A 22,392-nucleotide genomic window follows, 5' to 3' on the forward strand; every position below is an offset into this window, starting at 1 on the left:
TTACATAAAAAAGCAAAACAAAAGACCTTATATTTCTATAAGGTCTTCGAAACAGAAATTTGATTATAACATAAGGAACTCCTTGGTTCAAAAATCCTCTTCCAAAAATAACCGAGAGTAAAGGCTTCCATTTGCTACATAACAGTAATTAAAAAAATTATATTTTGCAGAAAAAACTGCACTAAATATTATTTATGAAAGAAATTTGGCTTCAAAATTTCATTCGGATACGGTTTGTGATAAATATGAGTGGTAGCTGGAGATAATGGTGGAATAAGCCACACCCAATTACCTGTTACAACACGACCACAAGCAGCTTCTTGCTTCTCAAATTGCTGAAATTGTTGTGCAGCAGTATGATGATCAACAATACTAACTCCTTGTTTTTTAAAAGAGTGTAGTACGGCAATATTCAACTCAATTAGCGCCTTATCCTTCCATAACGTACCGTTTCTCGATGTATCTAAATCCATCATCTCCGCAACAGCCGGAAGTAAATTATAACGATCATGATCCGCTAAGTTGCGCGCCCCAATTTCTGTTCCCATATACCATCCATTGAACGGAGCAGCTGTATAAGAAATACCGCCAATTTCTAAGCACATATCCGAGATCATTGGAACCCCATACCATTTTGCTCCAAGTGATGAAATAGGGTATTCTGGGTGTTCAATTGGCACTTCTTTTACTTCTTTCCTCGGAATTTCTTTATATGTAGGCGCCTTCCCGTTTATAGAAAACACAAGTGGCAATACATCGAAATTCGTACCTTCTCCTTGCCAGCCAAGCTCCTGACAAAAGTCCGTAAATGTAGCGGAATGAGAGTCACCGATCACTCCCATTTCTGTTTTATATCCTGCATATCGAATCAATTGGTGATTATAAATTCGTATATTATTTTCCTCACCTTGATATTGCTTAAAAATCGTAATGGTTGGTTTAACTTTCCCGTCGTTCGTTGCATATTTAATATGATGAATTAATGCATTATATACACCCTCTTCATCATTTACTTCGCGCGCATCTAATATGTGCATCTTACTCCAAAATAGTCTTCCAATACATCTATTACTGTTACGCCATGCCATTCGTGAACCATGAACAAGTTCTTCAAATGTATGCTCATATGTCCCTGTCTTCTCTACCTCAATTTGAATTTCTTTTATACGTTCTTCTATCAATTGTTCTTTATGAAGCTCTTTATAACAAATCGTAATAAAATTACTTGCTTCCTCTATTAATTGTTTCGTTTCACTCATAAACAATCTCCTTCTATTTCAACAAAACCCTGATACTTTACAGTATAAGCAAAAAGGATAGGAGTCACAAATGAAAGCGAGAGTGTTACTTTTATTGTAATATTTTTCAGAAAATTAACGAACTTACTATTGACTTCCATAGAAAATGAGTGTATTTTTTACTCAGGTAAAGTTTTTTTACCTAGACCAACTTTTGAATAGAAAGGAGGGAATGTTATGTCTTCATTTCAATTGCCAAAGCTTTCATATGACTATGATGAACTAGAGCCACATATCGATAGCAATACACTTTCCATTCATCATGGAAAGCACCATGCGACATACGTAAACAATTTAAATGCTACTTTAGAAAATTATACTGAATTACATAATAAATCTTTAGAAGAATTGCTATGTAATTTAGATGCTTTACCGAAGGAAATTGTTACAGCTGTACGAAATAACGGTGGTGGTCACTATTGTCATAGTCTTTTTTGGGAAGTGATGAGCCCACGAGGTGGCGGTGAGCCTAATGGAGACGTTGCAAAAGTAATTGATTATTATTTCAATACCTTTGACAACTTAAAAGATCAACTTTCCAAAGCAGCTATTAGTCGTTTTGGAAGTGGCTATGGATGGCTTGTTCTTGACGGTGAGGAACTCTCTGTTATGAGTACACCAAATCAAGATACGCCTTTGCAAGAAGGAAAAATCCCCTTACTCGTAATTGATGTATGGGAACATGCTTATTATTTAAAGTATCAAAATCGGCGCCCCGAGTTTGTTACCAACTGGTGGCATACAGTAAACTGGGACCAAGTAAACGAGAAGTATTTACAAGCAATTCAATCGCAAAAACATTAGTCGTACGTATAAGGTAAATTTGGTAATGTAAAATCAGTATTGTCGAAATCCTCCAGAATCCCCCGGATTGCCACCGGGGGATTTATGATTACTTCATTGTATTTATATAATGTTTTAAAACATTTTTTATTTCTATTTTCAGCTCTCGGAACAAAAATCCAAATTCACGAGCCTTTCCATTATGTAACGTACAGTTAGTTACCTCATTATAAGGAGCTATATTTTCCCCAGCTTCCTGGATAAGTGCTTTTATTCCCGTCTTCTCTTCTATGAAATGAATAATTTCTTCCGTAGAAACTACCCCGTTACTACAGGCGTTAATTGGTCCTTTCACATTTTCCATTCCGCACCAAGCTAGAAACTCTCCTGCCTCTTTTTCATGTATAAATGACAAATTTCCATCTACATGATCCACAACGATAGGGTTTTGGTTCACAACACATTCAACGTAAAATTGTAACCTTTTCGTATAATCATTTTCTCCAATAACAACTGGAAAACGCACTGCAACGACTGGGAATGTTGCATATTGAAATAAAACCGCTTCGGCTAATCGCTTTCCTTCACTATAATTAAAATCATTCCTATCTCCATATGTAATTACATATTCGTATGGATTAAAGTCCTCTTCTAACAAGCTTAATGCAGGTTCATAGACAGCCATTGAAGATGTCATAATATACTTCTTCGTTTTTCCTTTCAAAACTTCACATACCATTTTCGCTGCATTTGAACTATAGCATAAATTATCGTATACAATATCATAACTTTTTCCTTCTAGACGCTCTTCTAGTAGTTTTCCATCTTCTCTATCGACAATTATTCTTTTTACTGCGTTACCAAAAGAATCTTCAGTAACTCCCCTCGTGGCAATTGTTACATCGTGTCCAGCTTGCAAAAGGTACTCTACTAAATGTTTACCAAAAAATCTTGTTCCTCCTAGCACCAACACTTTTTTCAATTTCATCATCCCCATTTTTGCAATTTATAAAATATTACTTCTTTTATTATAAAAGGCTACTATAAAAAAAAGCATGAAATCAGTTTAACGATTCCATGCTTTTATGCAGATAATATATTAACGGACTCTATATTTAAAAATACAATAACAAAAGTACAAAATAGAAATTACTGATACATAAACCCATAGTTCATATACAAATCCCTCTCCCCACACTCCCATAAAATAAAATAGTGAAGGTAAAGTCAATGTTACCCATGATTGTACGAAGGCGATTCGTCCGAGATATTGATTAATATTCTTTTTTTGTGTATTTAGCACAAAGAATAAGTACCAAAGTAATGCCCACATAAACCATGTTAACGCATTAACAACATCATGAAATTGAACAAATGAAACAACCATATAGAATAAGGCTATAATTGCTACCCAAATACAAAACCATCCTAGACCACTACTATCCATTCCCTTTATAAAAGTAACACCTACATATAAATAGGTTAATCCAAATAAGAAAGTAGCCGCATATGAATACACTGTCCAATTGCTTTGGTCAGAAATCATGATCAAATAAAACGGAATAATAATTTGTAGTGCACCCACAAATAAATTAAAAACACCCGCACTTTTCATCTCTGCTTTCCCTAATATAACAAGACTATTTAAAAATAAAGCTGCCCCTGAAAGTAATAATCCTACATAACCCATATATACTCGTGTGAAAATCTTTACCTTTCACACTTTTAACCTCCCCACACTATAAAGTGATACTTATATTATTTTTCTTCCCATTTAAAACTACATACATAATTTTTCATCTGTATAAGTCAGACCTCCTACCTTAAAAAGGAGCGAACTTAAAACGCTTTCAATAATAAATAATCCTATCAAAACATGAACTAGGATTCCTTGATTATAAACGGACTCTAGCGATGATACAAGTGTTGGAATACATTTCAATAATACGCTTTCAATTTCCATAAAAAATGAATAAAATAATACATTCCTCTATCTCATTCTACTACCTTCTAGCATAAGATATTGTAAAATCCTATCATTTTAAGAAAGGTTTGATATTTATGCCTCTTCATTATCCAAATCATTCTGTTTTTCACTCTACAGGTGTATTAACAAGAGAACCTGCAACTATTTCAGCGGTCATAAACATTGTAAATTTAGATGCATATTACGCTCACTATGTAAATATAGAAGTGTGGGATTGGTCTAATTATTCTAATCCTGTAAAGTTACCTGTATTAATTGGTGAAAATGCAGAAGTAGAATTCCCATATGTTTTACAAGGCAATCATCTCGCAGTCTTTTATGCTAATTTAGATGAAACTATTGATTTGTATGAAATACGTATTTCTTATCCCGCTCACTCCAATATTATTGCAAATTGTTTCGGACGAAGTCTCCCACCATATACAAGTCAAGAGGGAAACACAGTATATCACAAACAACTTGTTCGAATTCATTAATTCCTCCTATTATGTAATAGGTGGTGGTCCGTAATACATTCTTTCTTATGAGAAAATTGTATTACGGACCTAAAACGCGATAGTAACCCTTAACAGTTTTTGATTGTTTCAAATCCTCAATTTTGTATAAGGAATAGGCTTGAATCAAAACCTTTAATTTCTTTTAATAAATTTACATATGCTCGCTGAAATTGCTCTTGTGTTGCTGGCTGATCATAAAATAAAACTTTAATCAGTTGGGGTTTTACAGGCAGTTGATCCCTCATCTATATCCTTTCCGATAATTTTCCTTATTTATAACAATACCTTTGTAGCACTTTTCAATCTTTATTCACTTACTACTAGGCTATATTAAATACACTTTCGTTCTAAGACGAGAAATAGAGCGCATACTTAATAATCAATACCTTTACTAATATTGAAAGTATCGATTCCTACACGTGTTGCCAGTCAAATATTCCTATAAAACAGGGAACGTTCTTTTCTAGGTTAGGTAATAAACTTAATAAAAAATGAATATAAAAAATGACCTCTTGCTTTTAAGCAAAGGTCATTTTTTTATTCATCATTAAACTTCTAAATAGCCATTTTTATTATTTGATTGCCATTTCCAAGAATCTGCACACATCTCTTCTAATCCGCGTGTTGCCTCCCAGCCTAATTCACGCTTTGCTTTCGATGCATCAGCAAAACATACTGCCACATCACCTGGGCGACGCTCTGTGATTTTATAAGGAACTTTCTTGCCCGAAACTTTTTCAAATGCTTCAACCATCTCTAGTACACTATAGCCCATGCCTGTGCCCAGGTTATAAGCATCTACTCCTGTTGTACTCATTACTTTCTCAAGCGCCTTTACGTGACCATTTGCTAAGTCCACAACATGGATGTAATCACGGACTCCTGTTCCATCTTTCGTTGGATAGTCATTTCCGAATACACTTAATTCTTTTAACTTACCTACTGCTACTTGCGTTACATATGGCATTAAGTTATTTGGGATTCCATTTGGATCTTCTCCGATACGCCCACTTTCGTGTGCACCAAATGGATTGAAATAGCGAAGTAATGCGATACCCCATTCTGCATCTGCAAATGCTACATCACGCATAATTTGCTCAATCATTAATTTCGTTTGACCATATGGATTTGTTGCACTTAATGGAAACTCCTCCGTAATCGGTGACGTTTCCGGGATACCATATACAGTTGCAGATGAACTAAAGATCATCTTCTTTACATTATGTTTCTGCATTACTTCACATAGCACTAACGTGCTTGTAATGTTGTTATGATAATATGTTAATGGAATCGCTACTGACTCCCCTACAGCTTTAAATCCTGCAAAGTGAATAACTGCTTCAATTACATTTTCTTCAAAAATTGCGTCAAGCGCTTCGCGATTTAAAACATCTTCTTTATAAAACTTAAATTGTTTTCCTGTTATTTCTTTCACTCGATTTATGGATTCTACCGAGCTATTCGAAAGATTATCCACTACTATAACTTCGTAACCGCTATTTAGTAATTCTACACATGTATGACTACCAATATATCCTGCTCCACCTGTTACAAGTATTGCCATAATTATAGTCCTCCATATTTCATTCATTATAAACTTCTCAAAGTATATCACATATTTCTTATCCTATGTTTAACATGCGAACACAGAAACTTACATTTTATCCCATAATAATTTTATAACATATACGATTCTAATCAGGTAATAAAAAAAACGCCACATAATAAAAATTATGTGGCGTTTTTTTATTAAATTACGTAACAATATACACTTAGAAAGTGCGCAAGACTACCTAATAATACAAAAACATGAAAAATTTCATGATGTCCCATATATTTAAACTCTAGCCATTTTGGCTTTGTGCCATAAATAAATCCACCAATTGTATAAAAAATGCCCCCAAGTACTAAGAAAACAATACCTCCTGTACTTAAATTCTCAGCTAACGGTGCAAAGAACAAAACAATTAACCAACCCATCGTAATATAAATTGCTGTCGATAACCATCTTGGACAATTAAACCAAAACATTTTAAACACAATACCACAAATCGCAGTTGCATAGACTAAACAAAATAATAGCAAACCACTTGCTGAATTTAATGTAATTAAGCAAAAGGGTGCATATGTACCTGCAATTAATATAAAAATCATAGAATGATCTAGCTTCCTAAAGAAGTAAATAACACGTTCATTGGCCACAACACTATGATACACAGCTGACGCCGCATAAAGGACCATCATTCCAATACCAAACAAAATAACAGCTGTAATTGCAGCAAATGATGGCATCTTAATAGAAACTTTCACAAGCATAGCTAATAAGGCAATAAATGATAAGATCGCTCCACCTAAGTGAGTAAATGCGTTAACTGGTTCCCTTACATAAGTATTCATAATAACACCCCTCATATAATTACATGTAGTTTTGATAACTACATGTAATTATATACACATTTCTTTTTAAGGTCAACATTTACAATTCATTTGTTTCGTAATACCATATTTAAAGATATATTAAACATTAAGTTCCACTAAGTTATAAAAGTGAGGGATTCTACGTGGAAAATATAAATGAATTACTTGAGACATTACATTTAGAAAAAAATATTAAACTTGAGGATATTCCAAATGTTGACTTATATGTAGACCAAGTTGTCCAACTATTTGAGAATACTTATGCAGATACAACGAGAACTGATGATGAAAAAGTATTAACAAAAACGATGATTAATAATTACGCAAAAGGGAAACTATTCATCCCTATCAAAAATAAAAAGTATTCAAAAGAGCATATGATTTTAATTAGCCTGATTTACCAATTAAAGGGAGCTCTCTCCATTAACGACATAAAAAGTTCATTAGAAAATATAAATGACTCCTTATTAAACGATGATTCATTTGAATTAAATGCGTTATATAAAAATTATCTTGCTCTTACTGCAAGCAATGTCGAAAACTTTAAACAAGACGTAAATAAACGTGTTACAGAAGTAAATAAGATTTCTTCCTTAGAAGGTACAAAGCTAGAAAAATTTCTACTATTAACATCCTTCGTGACTATGAGTAATATGTATAGACGTTTAGCAGAGCAACTAGTTGATGATTTGAAAAAATCATAAATAAAAAACTATCCACCTATTAAAGTGGATAGTTTTTTATTTACTTAATTGCCTCATGAACTTTTAATTGTTTCCCTTTAATCGTTGTAGTCTTCATGACTTTCAAGACAAGTGGTCCTTTTCCATTTAATATTTCAACGTAAGAAACGTTATCTTGTATCGTAATAATGCCTATATCTTCTGCTGTAACACCTTTAATTTTAGCAATTGTACCGACGAAATCTACCGCTCTAATTTTCTTTTTCTTCCCGCCATTAAAGTACAGCTTCATAATGCCTTTGTTTATGTCCGCATTTTTATCTTTCTTAATAATTGGTTTAGCATGTATCTTTTCTTCAAATGCAGCTTTCTCTTTCATAACTTCTTCTTTTGAAGGTCCAATTGCCTTTGGAATTTCAAAACCAATATAATCCTCAATCTCTTCTAAAAATCTATTTTCATATGGTGTTATAAATGTAATAGCTTTTCCACTATTTCCAGCTCGTCCCGTTCTTCCAGTACGATGTACATAGCTTTCTTTTTCAAGTGGAATATCATAATTAATAACATGTGTAATATTATCAATATCAATTCCTCTCGCAGCTACGTCTGTTGCTACTAAATAACGGAATTTTCCTTTTCTAAAATCATCCATGACTTCAAAACGATCTTCTTGTACCATACCACCATGTATTTTGTCACAAGGATAATTAGCTCGTTTTAGCTGTCTATATACATGATCTACATTTTCTTGTGTACGGCAGAAAATAATACAACTATCAGGATTCTCAATCATTGTTACATCTTTAAGTAGTGAAAACTTCTCGTCTTCTATCGCCTCAAAAAGAGTATGTTCAATTTTATCCGTTGTAATCCCAGCTGCTTTAATTTCAATATGAGTTGGTGAATTCATATATGTACGAGACAATTTTTCAACATCTTCTGGAAGTGTTGCTGAAAATAACATTGTCATTCTTTTTGTAGGTAATTCATCAATAATTGCCTCTACTTGATCGATAAAGCCCATATTTAGCATCTCATCTGCTTCATCAATAACTAAATACTTCAAACACTCTAAAGAAAGGGTACCCTTCTCAATATGATCCAATACACGACCAGGAGTCCCAACTACAATGTGTGTCTTTTGCTTTAATTCTAATTTTTGACGTGCAAATGGAGATTTCCCATAAACTGCCGCAGCCTTAATCCTTTTGAATCGACCTATATTTGTAATATCTTCTTTTACCTGCACCGCAAGCTCTCTCGTTGGTGTTAAAACTAATGCTTGTGGTTTATTCTCTTCCCACTCCACCATTTCACAAAGTGGAATACCAAATGAAGCTGTTTTTCCACTTCCAGTCTGAGACTTCACAACAAGATCCTTCTTTTGTAATGCGACTGGAATAACCTCACCTTGTACTTCTGTTGGATGATCATATCCTAATCCAGTAAGTGCCCTTACAATTTCCTTACTTAATTTATAATCAGAAAAACTTTTTTTACTCATATATTAACCTCATTTTATTATGTATTATTTTCTTTTTTATCTTTTGTATACGTTACTATTACCCTACTTATTATACTTGAAACCTTACATAAAAAGGTGGTTCATACCAGATTCCTCTTTTTATATAGAAATAAACCTTATCATTTCATATATTGTTCAACTAATTGATAACATCTTTTGCTCGTATTGTTAGCATTGACTCTTTCATGGTATCCTCCATCCCACTCCAAAAAAATAAAAAGAATACATACAACCTTATATAATTATCTCAATTTTTCAATCTTTACCATAAACGAACAATATAAATAAAAATACATTTTAAATTCGTTTTTAACGTTATTTTTCAGATGTAACATCTAGTTTTTCAAAAAATGTTAAGAAATCCTTTGACTTCTTAATAAAAATAATGTAAATTATCCTATGGACGAACATTTTTGATTAATAAAAATAAAATATTCGTATTTTAGGGGTGTAAATGATGGAAAACGTATTCGACTATGAAGATATTCAATTAATTCCTGCAAAATGTATTGTAAATAGCCGCTCTGAATGTGATACAACTGTCACTTTAGGAAAACATAAATTTAAATTACCTGTCGTGCCTGCAAATATGCAAACGATTATTGATGAAAGAATCGCAACTTATTTAGCTGAAAACAATTACTTCTATATCATGCATCGTTTCCAACCAGAGAAACGAATCTCATTCATTAGAGATATGCAATCACGTGGATTAATCGCTTCTATCAGCGTTGGTGTAAAAGAGGACGAATATGAATTCGTACAACAATTAGCTGCTGAGCAAATTACACCTGAATATATCACGATTGATATCGCACACGGTCATTCTAATGCTGTGATCAACATGATTCAACATATAAAAAAACATTTACCAGAGAGCTTCGTTATCGCTGGAAACGTTGGAACTCCAGAAGCGGTAAGAGAATTAGAAAATGCTGGTGCTGATGCAACAAAAGTTGGTATTGGACCTGGTAAAGTTTGTATTACTAAAATTAAAACAGGCTTCGGAACTGGTGGTTGGCAGCTAGCTGCACTTCGCTGGTGTGCAAAAGCTGCAAGTAAGCCAATTATCGCTGATGGTGGTATTCGTACACACGGCGACGTAGCTAAATCTATTCGATTTGGGGCAACTATGGTCATGATCGGTTCTCTATTCGCTGGTCACGAAGAGTCTCCAGGGGAAACAATCGAAAGAGATGGCAAACTTTATAAAGAATACTTCGGTTCTGCTTCTGAATTCCAAAAGGGTGAGAAGAAAAACGTTGAAGGTAAGAAAATGTTCGTTGAGCATAAAGGTTCTTTAGAAGATACGTTAATCGAAATGGAACAAGATCTTCAATCTTCTATCTCTTACGCTGGCGGAACAAAATTAGATGCTATTCGTACTGTAGATTATGTTGTCGTGAAAAACTCGATTTTCAACGGCGATAAAGTATATTAATTCTTAAATTTAAAAAGAAGGACAAGCATAAAAGTGCTTGTCCTTCTTTTTAATATATAAAAACATAAAATATTTTTATTTTACTGAATTTTCTAGTATCATGTTTTTAAATAGTCTTAATGAGGAGGAGATAGACTTGAAAAATGTAATGGAAAATCGCCTTAATCGCGCAGAGGTGCCTGCTGAACTAACATGGGATTTATCCGATTTGTATAATTCTGATGCCGAATGGCATACCGCATTAAACGTATTAGAAAATGATATACAGAAACTTGATACATTTAAAGGACGTTTACATACCAACTCCACAACTTTATTAAATTGCCTACTTTTAGAAGAAGAGCTTTTAATGAAGTTAACAAAACTGTATTCATATGCAAATTTAAAAGAATCTACTGATCGTACAAATCCAGTTATTCAAGCGAACTCTTCCAAAATTTCTGCTTTATGGACGAAAGTACATACTGCACTATCCTTTATCCATAATGAAATTCTCTCACTTGAAGAAGGAACAATTGAAAAATATTTAACTGACGAAACAAAACTTGAACCTTTCCGTAAGTCGTTACTAGAGATACTCAAAAAAAGGCAGCACACTCTCTCTCCTGAAACAGAAGAAGCACTTGCTGCACTTGGCGAAGTTCATAGTTCTCCATACAAAATTTACGGCATGACTAAATTGGCCGATATGGATTTCACTTCTATACAAGACGAACAAGGAAACGAACTCCCTGTTTCATTCTCATTATTTGAAAGCAAATATGAATTTTCTCCAAGCACATATATACGTCGAAAAGCATATTCATCATTTGTTTCCACACTAAAACAATATAAAAATACAATTGCCACAACATATGCTACTGAAGTTAAAAAACAAGTAACACTTTCTCGTTTACGTAAATATGAATCCGTTACCCATATGCTATTAGAACCACAAAGAGTTCCACTTGAAATGTATAACAACCAACTTGATATTATTTATAAAGAATTAGCACCTCATATGCGCCGTTTTGCAGATTTAAAAAAGAAAGTATTAGGACTCGATCAAATGCTTTTCTGCGACTTACATGCACCTTTAGATCCCGAATTTAATCCAGCTATTACTTATGAAGAAGCAGGCACGCTCATTCAAGATTCTTTAAAAGTATTAGGCGATGAATATAGTTCAATAATCCAAAAAGGATTCAAAGAAAGATGGGTAGATCTTGCAGATAACGTAGGCAAATCAACCGGGGCATTTTGCTCAAGTCCATACGGCTCTCATCCCTATATTTTAATTACATGGCAAAATACGATGCGTGGATGCTTCACATTAGCACATGAATTTGGACATGCTGGTCATTTCTATTTAGCAAATAAAAACCAACGTATCATGAACGTACGCCCATCTATGTACTTTGTTGAAGCACCATCAACTATGAATGAATTACTATTAGCTCAGCATTTACTAGCGACTACTGACGATAAGAGAATGCGCAGATGGGTCATTCTACAACTACTCGGCACATATTATCACAACTTTGTTACTCATTTACTTGAGGGTGAATATCAACGTAGGGTATATGCTCTAGCAGAAGAAGGACAGGCCCTTACAGCTACAACTTTAACTGAAATTAAAACAAATGTCCTTTCGACATTCTGGGGAGATTCTGTAGAAATCGATGAAGGTGCGGGCTTAACTTGGATGCGTCAGCCTCATTATTATATGGGTCTATATTCTTACACATATTCCGCAGGCCTCACTACAGCTACTGCAGTAGCTCAAATGATTAAAGAGGAAGGACAACCTGCTATTGATCGCTGGTTAGATGTGCTTCGCGCTGGTGGTACAATGAAACCACTTGAACTAATGAAACATGCCGGAGTAGATATGTCAAAATCAGATGCAATCCGTAAAGCTGTTTCTTACGTTGGTTCATTAATTGATGAATTAGAGCATTCTTATCAAGAATAAAAAATAAGCCCTCGCTTTATGAGGGCTTATTTCATATTTACTTCCCAAACCTTTTACGATATCCACATTTCCTACAAAGCTCTTCAACCGCAACTCTTTTTGAAAATCCATCGACAATGTTTGTTGCTCTTTCACCTTCTATAATGTTAGAAAATGAATCATTATTAATATTTCCAAGGTTAATAATCCCTTCACCATCTAAACAACAAGGAATAACCGTCCCATTCGCTAAAATCCCTGCCTGATTACGAAGTCCATGACAGAATCCTTTCCCATCATCCTCTTCTTCATGTAATGCTGGCCACTGGAATTCATAGTCTTGATTAATAAAGACACGTTCTGCAATTTTTATACCTTTTCCTGGTGTAAGCTTCTCTTCAATCTGATAAGATAGATCAAATTCATTTTCAATTATGGATAATAACTCTCTATTTTTCTGGATTTCAGCATTTGTTTTATTATCCTGAGTTAAATTCCATAACCTTAACGATACAATTAAATCTGATTGACTTGTCGCTTCCCTAATGAAGGAAAGTATACTCCTTACATAGCCCTCTTTATCTTGCGAACCTGGGTGTCCATCAAAACTATGCAGTGAAAAATTCATTTGTCTTAACGCGGGCTTATTTAACAGCCTATGCCTTCTCTTATTAATTAACGTTCCGTTCGTTGTAATATTAACTTTAAACCCTTTTTCATGACTTAAGTCTAATAGCTGATCTATTTTCGGATGGAGCAACGGCTCACCCTTCACGTGCAAATAAATGTAGTCTGTGTGAGGTTTAATTTGGTCTAATCTTTTAGCAAAATCCTCTACAGAAATGAATTGCTTCTGCCTTTCCGTCGGCGGACAAAAGCTACACGCAAGATTACACACACTCGTAATCTCCAAGTAAAACTTCTTAAACTTCTTCACCTTTAATTCCTCACTTCTCTAACTACTTATACTTTTTCCTCTTCATATTACAGCATATTTTTATAGAAATAGAAACATACTTATTTTAGGAAATGTACATACCATCTAATAATGTTTAAAAGACCATCGGTAATTTTTGTCCAATGGTCTTTCCCACTATTAATTATCTTTAACCTCTTTTACATACTCCCATGTTTCACCTTGATCTTTTGATTGATAAAGTATACTACTATTACCATTGTAGTCTCCATCTGCTCCTTGCCCTACTAGCATGTTAAAAACTCCATCCTTCTCATAAGGCAGATTAGGAAAATCAAACGGATTTATTACCTGTCCACTTTCTAGTTTCACTTCATAATTTGTATAGCTCAACTTTTTAAAAGTTATACCCCCATCATCTGTACGGTATAACCTCCCTTCATTTCCAGAGGGTCTGGCTGCCCTTAAAAATCCGAGCTTTTCATTAAAAAAGATGATTCCTGATGCACTACCTACCGCTTCATTGAACGGGTCTTCATTTATAACTCCCCATGTTTCCCCTCCATCAATTGTCTTGCTTAGTGAATAAAAGGTGCTCCCTAATGCTTTATCTGTGACATCTAGTTTATAACCAACTTCTTTTGAAAAGTAAAATTGCTCATTATTATTAGTTAAATTCTTCTTTTTCTTTTTAGAACTACTTTCCTTACTCCAATTTGGGTCACCTAGTAAATTATATCTAGCAGGTACTACCTCTTTCTCTTTTCCAGGGATAAATATAGATACCGTATATCCAATTATTTCGGACTTTGCTTCTTCAAGCTTCTCTAATTTCCCATCTTTATTAATATTAATAATTCCTTCTCTGTTGTAACCCCAGTTCCTTTTCCCATAATAGACCAGCCCATACTTATCTTCATTCCACTTACTTACAGTTTGTTTAACTGGAATGGCTTGAACTGTTTTAATTAAAGGTTTTACTAATTTATCTTCATTATAATCAGCGTTAACATACCCATTTAATCCTACAAAAATATCTTTTGATTTATTTTTATTATAAGATATTAAGTAGCTTTCCTCTTTTCCAGCAGCATTTTTCCCATAAAGAAAAGTATCAAATGATGTAATTGTTCCATCTGATTTAAATTCCAAAGTAAAATCATCCGACATATATAACTTCTTTGGCAAAGTATATTTCTTATTTATATCTTCAAAAATGCCCTCTACACCATACTTATATATATTATCACGCTCAAGTTTAACTGATCTTTCGTTTTTTACGCTTTCTATAAACCATGCTAGTTTACCGCCATAATTCGTTGCACTTTTATAAATTTTTATCCCATAAAAAGACGTTATAAGGATAAGTATTAGAACAGAAATGTATTTCCATCCCTTTACATTTAATAATTTGGATGATTCGCGTTCCCTATTTTTCACAATTTTAATTGTAGTAAATATAATGATAAGTATTAGAAATGCTATAGATAATAACCAAATATAAATATTATTATTCATTCTCCCATACATACATAATAAAGCTAACTCATAACAAAAAATCCAGTATACGATTATTACTAATGGATTTTTTAGTAATGATGCCAATATTTTTTTCATATCTTCCTTAAATATGTTAATCCCCCCTAAGTACATCTAATACTTCTTTTTTCCTATATTGAGTATACTTGATTTCACCAGGCACTTGCATACCCCCATATTTACTGTACATCTTCATTACATATCGGTTAAATCTAAAATAATAAAATGCGTATAAAAAAGCACTCTATCTTGTAAAGATAAGTGCTTTTTTCTTGATTATATTTTTTATTCAATATACAGCCAATAATACTTCATGTTGGTACACAAGGCATGATTAATTTCGGATCAATATTTATGATACAGTTCACCGTAACTAATCTAAATAAGTTTACTTTTTATTATCTTTATAATTAAATTTAACAAAAAAGGTAGTGCCTTCCGATCCTGTTTGAATTTCTATTTTTGCATTATGGCGGGCAGCAATGGCATAACATACACCTAACCCCAATCCAGTTCCATTATCTTTGGTCGTGTAAAATGGCGTACCCAGTTTCTCTAAGACTTCAGGCCTGATACCTTTTCCTTGATCGTGCACTGCAAGCACCACACAATTTTGACCTTCCTTGTAGGTGCTAATGGTTAGAACTTCCCCTGTATTCATCGCTTCTAAGCCATTACGATATAGATTCATTAATAATTGCCGTATCTCATTACGATTTAAAAGTAATTCCGGAATGTCATTTGTATCGACTTGAATATATTTATTTTGATTATACGTATCAATCTTTATTAAAGGGATAATATCGCGGATAATTGAATTTAAATCTAACATCTGCAAATCTAATTTCCTTGTATTACCCATTGAGAGAAATTCAGTAATAATAGAATTGGCACGGTTAAGTTCTTCAATCATTAAATGAAAGTACTTATTATGTTTCTCATAGGTATTCTCTTCTTTTAATAACTGCAAAAATCCTAGTACCGTTGTCATTGGATTTCTAATTTCATGGCTGATACCTGCTGCCATTTGCCCTATTAAATCAATGTTAGATAATCTTTTCAATTCCTGTTCATATTTCTTTTTTTCCGTTATGTTTTTAAAAATACAGCAAATACCATCATCATACGGGTATGCAATAACTTCGTGCCAATATTCATCTGCAGTAGAAAGAAATTCGAAATGAACTGTAGTTCGCTCTGACATCGCACGATGAAATTCCTTATACATAACTGTGTCGATGTCACTCGGGAAAACATCCCATATATTCTTTCCTAATACATCTTTTGCTGTTTTTCTTTGCGGAAAATATTGGTGCTTATTTACGTACGTAAATTCCCATTTATTATTTAAAGTAAAGAATCCATCCGTAATACATTCAATCACACTTGTAACTTTTTCATTAGCAGCAGCTAGCTCTCCCGTTCGCTCTTTCACTATGCTTTCTAGTTGATCCATATATAACAAATTTGAAAACGTAGGGGCTGTGGCATCAACGATAGATTTTGCTAGTTGAATTTGAGAATTATCGTAATTGTGAGCTTTTCCTTCTTTGCCAACGACGATTACCCCTAATACTTCTCCCACTGAAACCAATGGAATCATCAATAGATCCTTACTATCTATATTTTTGTTTGAATAACCTCTTGGATCTTGGCTTCATAGCTTTTCTCTGTCCGATCCGCTTCTGTCCAATCACAGCCCTTACTTAATTTCGTTGTTTTAATCGTTGTTTTGTCTAGCGGATCTAGAAGATGGGCAGTCATATTTTTACTCTCTAAAATCTGTTCTAAGTAAAAAAAGCATTTATCAAAACTCTCCTGTATCGAAGAACACATTGATAAATCACGGGTAACATTTAGTAACAGCTGCTTCTCAGCAATAAGGTTTTCCTTTTGTGTTAAATTATTTGCGTTTTGAATTGCGACCGCGGCCATATTTACATAAGCTTCAACACTTTGAATTTCTGAATCTGTTAAGTTCATCGGAATCCCATAATCAAATAAAAAAACCAGACCAAATAACTCTTGCCTAAATGAGATAGGCAGAGCTAATAAGGACTTAATTTTAAACGCATCAACTGGTCTCGGATCTGGTCGATGATCCTTTGAGGTATCAGGAATATAGATGGTTTTTTTCGTTTCAATAACTTCTTTTGCCAGTAAGTCTATTTCAGGATCAATTACCTGAGTATCGAGCGTTACGCCATTTATGGTCTTTGGTTTTCCTGCAAACCCTCTAAATGTTCCATCTTCCTGTGGTAAATAAATTCCAACAGCATCGCACCTAACAATCTCCTCTGATATCGCCATTGTCACACGCTGCAATACTTCACGTAGTTCTAATTTCGTATTTATTATTTTTGTTATATTCGCGAGCCTAGAATATCTCGTCTGATCACTTACCATTCACATAGCCTCCAGTTATAGGCATAATAAAATAAATATGATAATATCAGTGTCTTACCTTTATTTTACATAGAATATCTTACTTATGATACGGTTCACCAGATCAAAATAAGAAAATTGTACATTTAAACATAGTTCGGGCATATTTTGAAACGTATACTGTATGTTAAGGCTATAAATTTATGTTATTTTAAATACTATATGCTTGAGTTTATCGGGTTAATAATTTTATACATTTTGATAGTAGTTACAATAAAATGTATTTACTTTTAAAACAGCTTGTAATACTTCTTCTGGATCATCTTTTTCAAGCATCTGTGTAATTGATAAGTAATATTGCTTATCATTCAATTGGTTTGATTTTATGGTCATTCTTAATCCTTTAAGTTCGTCTAACATTAAGTGATACCTTTTAACATCATCAGGATTACTAGGAATATTTTGTGTTATAATACGCTCGCAATCTAGAGCAAGATTTATAAATTCATGATTATGTATCATGTCTTCCTCCTAATAATTTTTTTATTGTAACCAACTGTTATCTATCTTATTAATCCAGTATTGTATAGCCCCACCTTCTCTATATTCTTGTACTATACTTGTCCCTTTAAGATATTGGGTTTGGGAAGCTGTCAATCCTTTAAGTATTCTTGTTCCTTTAGGTACCTTGATTTTATATTGTGTATTGAGCGGATTCCCCCAAGCCTCTAATACAGCTAACTCATTTCTAGTTTCTTCAATATCTCTTTCTTTATCTCCCCACCAATAACCGAGACCATATTTAGATTCTGGTTCACCGGACTTGCTTCTTCTGTGTAAAATAAGTGGATTCTCAGTCTCTATAATTTCTATTTTTAATTCCTTAAATGCTAATACATCTGAATTTGTGCCTTTAAAATCAAAATTAGAGAATCCTGAAGAACGTATTACCTCTCTCTTTAAACTCGCTCGTTCCATTATACTTAGATTTAAATCATCTATTTTATCTAGGACTTGATTTATTTCTTTAACTGACCAATTATTCCAATCATCATTTCTAATGGCACTAATTTTTTCTACTAAACTAGTATCATTATTAAAGACATTGGTCATTTCCTCAATATTACCTAAAGTGATGTTATTTTCCTTTGCATATGTAACAGAGAGTGGAAAAAATCCCACTAATAAAATCAACATGGTTATAATAGAAATATACTTTTTCATACTTAATTCTGTCCCCTTACATTAATCTATTTTTTACTATTTTAATTAGAAATAAAATCTAATTTTCTTAAAATAAATTTCCATACCGTTTCCTCTCCTGTAATGACAGAAGCTCTACAGATCATTCCTGTATGTAGTTCTTGTAAATCTTTTGTATCTATTGTCGCTTCTAATTCATACATATACCCCTTCGTATCTTTATCAAACGTAGGATATGCTGATACGTATGTTACTTTACCCATTTGTTTATCCGTTTTCTGTAGATTAAATGAATATTGTACTTTATCTCCTTTTTTTATTCCTTTTATCTCTCGAGCTGGTAATAAGATTCTTACTTTTTTTTGGTCTTCTTTTGGGATAACCGAAACAATTTCTTGGCCAGGATTAATTAAATCCCCTTGTTGTAAGATGGCAGGAAATTGTACAATCCCGTCTTTTTGTGCTTTTACAATTGTCGTTTCATTTTGATGACGCAGTCCATCTAATTCTTGGTTTTTAATAAATAGTTCTTGTTCTAGGGATTGAATACGTTGATTTACTGAAATCATAGATTCTTCTTTATATTGATTTAAAGCATCTTTCTTTTGTTCCTGCTTTCCTTCTTTAGTAACATCCAATTTTGTTTTTTCATGCTCTAACGTTTCTTTTCGTTGTTGAATACGCTTTTCTACACTATTTTTTTGAGATTCTAAATTTCCCTTTTTATCATCCATTACTTGTTTTTGTTCTTCTAATATATTTTCTTTTGTTTTTTGTTTTTCAATTATGTCTATTTCTCTTTGGATATTTTCTTTTTCTGCAATTAGTCCTTGTAAAACTTCATCTTGTTCGCTTGAAGTTTTACTATTTTCTATCATTTTTATTTCATTGTCTTTTTCATTTTGTATAGATTGATATCTTTGATTATAAGCCTGATATTCTTCTCTTATTTTTTTATCCACATCATCAGGAAAAGAAGATTTATGAGACTGGATACTCTTTTTCAACTGCTCTAACATTCCCTTTTGTTTTTCTAAATGTTGTACAATTTGGTCCATCTGGCTTTGTTTATCTGTTAATTCCTGATTCTTTAATTGGAGTATAATATCTCCTCTTTTCACTTCGTTACCAGACTTTACATTGACTGTATCTACCACACCTACAATTTGAGTACGAGACACACTTATGTCTGATTTTCCTTGTATCATTGCCGTTCCTTTACTTACAATATCTATCTTACTTATATAAGCCCAAATTAAAAAAGTAAATATGCTTATTAAAAGAAAAACAATTACTCCAGCAATAAAACGAGGCGGTTTTTTTTCTAATAATTCCTTACTATCTGTTAACTGATCAAACGAATATATCTTACTCATCCTGAACACCTCGCATTGCATAAGGTTGAGATTCTGTATGTTCTACATGAATGGTTTGATTTTTCCACAAACGATAATATTCTCCTTTATTTGATAATAGATCCATATGAGAGCCCCGCTCTATGATATCTCCTTGTCCCATCACGAAGATTTGATTTGCATGTTGAACTGTACTTAAACGATGGGCAATCATGATTACTGTAACCCCTTGTGAACTTAAATCTTTTAGCATATCGGTAATATATTTTTCAGTTGTGGAATCTAAATTACTAGTTGCTTCATCTAATATTAAAATATCCGGTTTTTTTAATAATGCTCGTGCAATTGCTAAACGCTGCCTTTGTCCACCAGATAAATTTGAAGCATTTTCTTCTAAAAGAGTTCCATAACGTAACGGTAATTCACTAATAAATTCATGTACATAAGCTTGTTTACATACTTGTATAACTTCCTCTAAAGTGACTGGACGTTCTAAACCAAAGCATAAATTCTCATAAATTGTAGCACTAAAAAAGAAGGATTCCTGTGAAACAAATGCAATCCTATCACGTAATGCTGTACGATTTATTTCTTTGATATGATAATCATCATAATATATATCCCCTTGTTGAGATTCATAATAATGCATCAATAGTTTTGAAATTGTTGTTTTACCTGATCCACTCTCTCCTACAAATGCTACTTGACTACCTGATTCAATCGAAAAGCTGATGTTATTTAATACATTCTTACGTGTTCCATAACGGAATGTAACATTTGAACATTGAATCTTACCTGATAATTGTTTAGGACATACTTTATTCTCCTCTTCTTCACTCTTCTCTTGATCTAAATCAAAAATTTCATTTAATCGTTCTCCAGCGACAAGTGCTGATTGCATGGTAGGCTGAATACTAATCAAATTTTCAATTGGATTTAAAAAATATGCTAACAAAGCATTATAAGTAATTAATTCTCCTATCGTCATATTTCCTTCTAATACCTGCACAGCCCCAATCCAAAGAATTAAAGTGCCACCAATTAACTCAAGTCCTACTTTAATGGAACTTTGGAGATTAGATAACATCCCTCTTTTAAACACATGCTTTAATAAATTGATAAAGCGATTTTCTGTTTGGAAAAACACTTCTTTTTCCGCATTATATGATTTTACTGTCGAAATACCATTTAATGACTCTACTAAGTAGGAATTTAATTTTGCATTACTCTCCATTTCTTTACGATTAATAGATTGATAAGGCTTATGAAAAGCAAAAATAATACCAATATAAAAGGGTACTAGTAATAAAGTTACACCAAATAATAGTGGACTATGTATATATAATAAAATAGCTCCTAATGTAACCATTAGTGTATCTATCATTAAGGTAACCGTTACAGTTGATAGAGCATCTCGAATCTTACTTGCATCCATAAATCGCGAAATAATTTCCCCTACTTTTCTTGTTTCAAAAAAATTCATTGGTAAACCTACAACGTGTCGATAATATCCCAGCATTAATTGAATATCTATTCGTCTACTTAAATATAAAATTAAATGCGTACGGAAATAAGAAAGTATCACTTTAAAAATATATAATATGATGATTCCAATTGATACTATATGAAGTGTCTGTAACAATTGGTTCGTCACAATATCATCAATTAAGAATTTAAAATAAAACGCACCTAATAATCCAAACAAATTAAAGAATATTGAAGCAAAAAATAAGGGCACTAATAAATTTGTTTGCTGCTTTAATAACAAGGCAAAACGAGAAAATGTTCCTTGAGATTCTTTACCCTGTTGAAAGTTTTCCGTAGGATTCATTAATACAAGAATACCTGTCCACATTGGACAAAATTCATCAATTAGATACGTAACTAATCCTTTCTCTGGATCAGCAATATAAATTTTATTATCCTTAACCTTATGAATAACTACATAATGTAGTAAGCCACCATTGACTATTACATGAGCAATTGCAGGTAATGGTATTTCTTTTAAATCATCCGGTTTTGTTGCCTTTGCAGCTTTAACTTCAAATCCCAATTTTTCTCCTGCTTCTATTAACCCCTTTATATTAGTTCCCTCTAAATCTGTGCCAGCAATTTCCCTGATTTTAGAAATAGACATCTTAAATCCATGATAACGAGAAATCATTGCTAGACATGCTGGACCACAATCCTTTAAATCTTGTTGCTTAATATAAGAAAACTTTTTTTCAAACAAAATCACAGCCTCATTTCTTAATATTAAAATATTACACTTAAATATTATATCTAAATATTACCTAAAAAGGTTATATATGCAATTTTGCATATTACTTAATTTTTACTTATTTTCATGATATTGTATATACATCGATTGATATATTTGATTTTATCGAATTGTTAATCATAAAAAATTTATTTCAAAGGAGAAT

General features: G+C 32.9%; 17 protein-coding genes and 1 pseudogene. 5 read left to right on the forward strand and 13 right to left on the reverse strand.

What is annotated here, in order from left to right:
- Positions 1 to 188: 188 nt before the first annotated feature.
- A complete protein-coding gene (locus AC0ONG_RS25975) occupies positions 189 to 1,259 on the reverse strand; it encodes a nitric oxide synthase oxygenase (protein ID WP_000005086.1) in 1,071 nt (356 codons plus the stop codon).
- Between the two features lie 216 nt (positions 1,260 to 1,475).
- Between AC0ONG_RS25975 and sodA the strand changes: the two genes are divergently transcribed.
- Positions 1,476 to 2,102, forward strand: coding sequence for a superoxide dismutase [Mn] (gene sodA / locus AC0ONG_RS25980; RefSeq protein WP_000094037.1), 627 nt, complete (start codon positions 1,476 to 1,478; stop codon positions 2,100 to 2,102).
- Positions 2,103 to 2,190: 88 nt separating this feature from the next.
- On the opposite strand, the gene AC0ONG_RS25985 is transcribed toward sodA, so the two are convergent.
- Positions 2,191 to 3,078: an NAD-dependent epimerase/dehydratase family protein gene (locus AC0ONG_RS25985; RefSeq protein WP_003280977.1), complete on the reverse strand. Its 888-nt coding sequence runs from the start codon at positions 3,076 to 3,078 to the stop codon at positions 2,191 to 2,193.
- Between the two features lie 102 nt (positions 3,079 to 3,180).
- Positions 3,181 to 3,771, reverse strand: a complete 591-nt coding sequence (locus AC0ONG_RS25990) for an AmiS/UreI family transporter (RefSeq protein ID WP_000542567.1) — start codon at positions 3,769 to 3,771, stop codon at positions 3,181 to 3,183.
- 371 nt (positions 3,772 to 4,142) lie between these two features.
- Here AC0ONG_RS25990 and AC0ONG_RS25995 point away from each other — a divergent pair, with 371 nt between their 5' ends.
- Positions 4,143 to 4,544 (forward strand): hypothetical protein, encoded by a 402-nt coding sequence (locus AC0ONG_RS25995; protein WP_001128270.1) that lies wholly within the window; start codon positions 4,143 to 4,145, stop codon positions 4,542 to 4,544.
- 568 nt (positions 4,545 to 5,112) lie between these two features.
- Here AC0ONG_RS25995 and galE read toward each other — a convergent pair.
- Both galE and trhA read right to left on the reverse strand, forming a co-directional pair.
- Entirely contained in the window at positions 5,113 to 6,129 is a 1,017-nt protein-coding gene (gene galE, locus AC0ONG_RS26000) for a UDP-glucose 4-epimerase GalE (RefSeq protein WP_000996551.1), read from the reverse strand.
- A 185-nt stretch (positions 6,130 to 6,314) separates the two neighbouring features.
- Positions 6,315 to 6,962 (reverse strand): PAQR family membrane homeostasis protein TrhA, encoded by a 648-nt coding sequence (gene trhA, locus AC0ONG_RS26005; RefSeq protein WP_001099726.1) that lies wholly within the window; start codon positions 6,960 to 6,962, stop codon positions 6,315 to 6,317.
- 164 nt (positions 6,963 to 7,126) lie between these two features.
- On the opposite strand from trhA, the gene AC0ONG_RS26010 reads away from it, so the two are divergent.
- On the forward strand, positions 7,127 to 7,687 hold the full coding sequence (locus AC0ONG_RS26010) for a DUF1836 domain-containing protein (protein ID WP_000427875.1): 561 nt from the start codon (positions 7,127 to 7,129) through the stop codon (positions 7,685 to 7,687).
- A 40-nt stretch (positions 7,688 to 7,727) separates the two neighbouring features.
- Here AC0ONG_RS26010 and AC0ONG_RS26015 read toward each other — a convergent pair whose 3' ends face one another.
- On the reverse strand, positions 7,728 to 9,173 hold the full coding sequence (locus tag AC0ONG_RS26015; protein WP_000039346.1) for a DEAD/DEAH box helicase: 1,446 nt from the start codon (positions 9,171 to 9,173) through the stop codon (positions 7,728 to 7,730).
- 478 nt (positions 9,174 to 9,651) lie between these two features.
- Here AC0ONG_RS26015 and guaC point away from each other — a divergent pair, with 478 nt between their 5' ends.
- Both guaC and pepF read left to right on the forward strand, forming a co-directional pair.
- Entirely contained in the window at positions 9,652 to 10,635 is a 984-nt protein-coding gene (guaC, locus tag AC0ONG_RS26020; RefSeq protein ID WP_000432438.1) for a GMP reductase, read from the forward strand.
- A gap of 136 nt (positions 10,636 to 10,771) precedes the next feature.
- Positions 10,772 to 12,589 (forward strand): oligoendopeptidase F, encoded by a 1,818-nt coding sequence (pepF, locus tag AC0ONG_RS26025; RefSeq protein WP_074790822.1) that lies wholly within the window; start codon positions 10,772 to 10,774, stop codon positions 12,587 to 12,589.
- Between the two features lie 37 nt (positions 12,590 to 12,626).
- Here the strand turns inward: pepF and AC0ONG_RS26030 are convergent, their stop codons facing one another.
- The 7 genes and pseudogenes from AC0ONG_RS26030 to AC0ONG_RS26060 all read right to left on the reverse strand — a co-directional run bounded on the left by AC0ONG_RS26030 (position 12,627) and on the right by AC0ONG_RS26060 (position 22,199).
- The gene (locus AC0ONG_RS26030; RefSeq protein ID WP_000713633.1) at positions 12,627 to 13,505 is read right to left on the reverse strand and encodes a radical SAM/SPASM domain-containing protein; all 879 of its coding nucleotides are present in this window, start codon (positions 13,503 to 13,505) and stop codon (positions 12,627 to 12,629) included.
- A 159-nt stretch (positions 13,506 to 13,664) separates the two neighbouring features.
- Complete coding sequence (locus AC0ONG_RS26035) at positions 13,665 to 15,137, reverse strand: WD40/YVTN/BNR-like repeat-containing protein (protein WP_000280572.1); 1,473 nt, start codon at positions 15,135 to 15,137, stop codon at positions 13,665 to 13,667.
- 274 nt (positions 15,138 to 15,411) lie between these two features.
- Positions 15,412 to 17,429 (reverse strand): annotated as a pseudogene (locus AC0ONG_RS26040) (GAF domain-containing sensor histidine kinase).
- A 228-nt stretch (positions 17,430 to 17,657) separates the two neighbouring features.
- Positions 17,658 to 17,930, reverse strand: a complete 273-nt coding sequence (locus AC0ONG_RS26045; protein WP_000581652.1) for a hypothetical protein — start codon at positions 17,928 to 17,930, stop codon at positions 17,658 to 17,660.
- A 21-nt stretch (positions 17,931 to 17,951) separates the two neighbouring features.
- A complete protein-coding gene (locus AC0ONG_RS26050; RefSeq protein ID WP_127726052.1) occupies positions 17,952 to 18,632 on the reverse strand; it encodes an autotransporter in 681 nt (226 codons plus the stop codon).
- Positions 18,633 to 18,673: 41 nt separating this feature from the next.
- Positions 18,674 to 19,987, reverse strand: a complete 1,314-nt coding sequence (locus AC0ONG_RS26055) for a putative HlyD family type I secretion protein (RefSeq protein WP_000036959.1) — start codon at positions 19,985 to 19,987, stop codon at positions 18,674 to 18,676.
- Entirely contained in the window at positions 19,980 to 22,199 is a 2,220-nt protein-coding gene (locus AC0ONG_RS26060; RefSeq protein ID WP_127726053.1) for a peptidase domain-containing ABC transporter, read from the reverse strand. The genes AC0ONG_RS26055 and AC0ONG_RS26060 overlap by 8 nt, the downstream gene beginning before the upstream one ends.
- Positions 22,200 to 22,392: the final 193 nt, after the last annotated feature.

The sequence above is a fragment of the Bacillus sp. TCT6 genome (genome assembly GCF_056033845.1).

Coding starts and splice junctions, on each gene's coding strand:
- AC0ONG_RS25975 (WP_000005086.1), bottom strand. CDS start 1,259: ATGAGTGAAACGAAACAATTAATAGAGGAAGCAAGTAATTTTATTACG.
- sodA (WP_000094037.1), top strand. CDS start 1,476: ATGTCTTCATTTCAATTGCCAAAGCTTTCATATGACTATGATGAACTA.
- AC0ONG_RS25985 (WP_003280977.1), bottom strand. CDS start 3,078: ATGGGGATGATGAAATTGAAAAAAGTGTTGGTGCTAGGAGGAACAAGA.
- AC0ONG_RS25990 (WP_000542567.1), bottom strand. CDS start 3,771: ATGGGTTATGTAGGATTATTACTTTCAGGGGCAGCTTTATTTTTAAAT.
- AC0ONG_RS25995 (WP_001128270.1), top strand. CDS start 4,143: ATGCCTCTTCATTATCCAAATCATTCTGTTTTTCACTCTACAGGTGTA.
- galE (WP_000996551.1), bottom strand. CDS start 6,129: ATGGCAATACTTGTAACAGGTGGAGCAGGATATATTGGTAGTCATACA.
- trhA (WP_001099726.1), bottom strand. CDS start 6,962: ATGAATACTTATGTAAGGGAACCAGTTAACGCATTTACTCACTTAGGT.
- AC0ONG_RS26015 (WP_000039346.1), bottom strand. CDS start 9,173: ATGAGTAAAAAAAGTTTTTCTGATTATAAATTAAGTAAGGAAATTGTA.
- guaC (WP_000432438.1), top strand. CDS start 9,652: ATGGAAAACGTATTCGACTATGAAGATATTCAATTAATTCCTGCAAAA.
- AC0ONG_RS26035 (WP_000280572.1), bottom strand. CDS start 15,137: ATGTACTTAGGGGGGATTAACATATTTAAGGAAGATATGAAAAAAATA.
- AC0ONG_RS26045 (WP_000581652.1), bottom strand. CDS start 17,930: ATGATACATAATCATGAATTTATAAATCTTGCTCTAGATTGCGAGCGT.
- AC0ONG_RS26050 (WP_127726052.1), bottom strand. CDS start 18,632: ATGAAAAAGTATATTTCTATTATAACCATGTTGATTTTATTAGTGGGA.
- AC0ONG_RS26055 (WP_000036959.1), bottom strand. CDS start 19,987: ATGAGTAAGATATATTCGTTTGATCAGTTAACAGATAGTAAGGAATTA.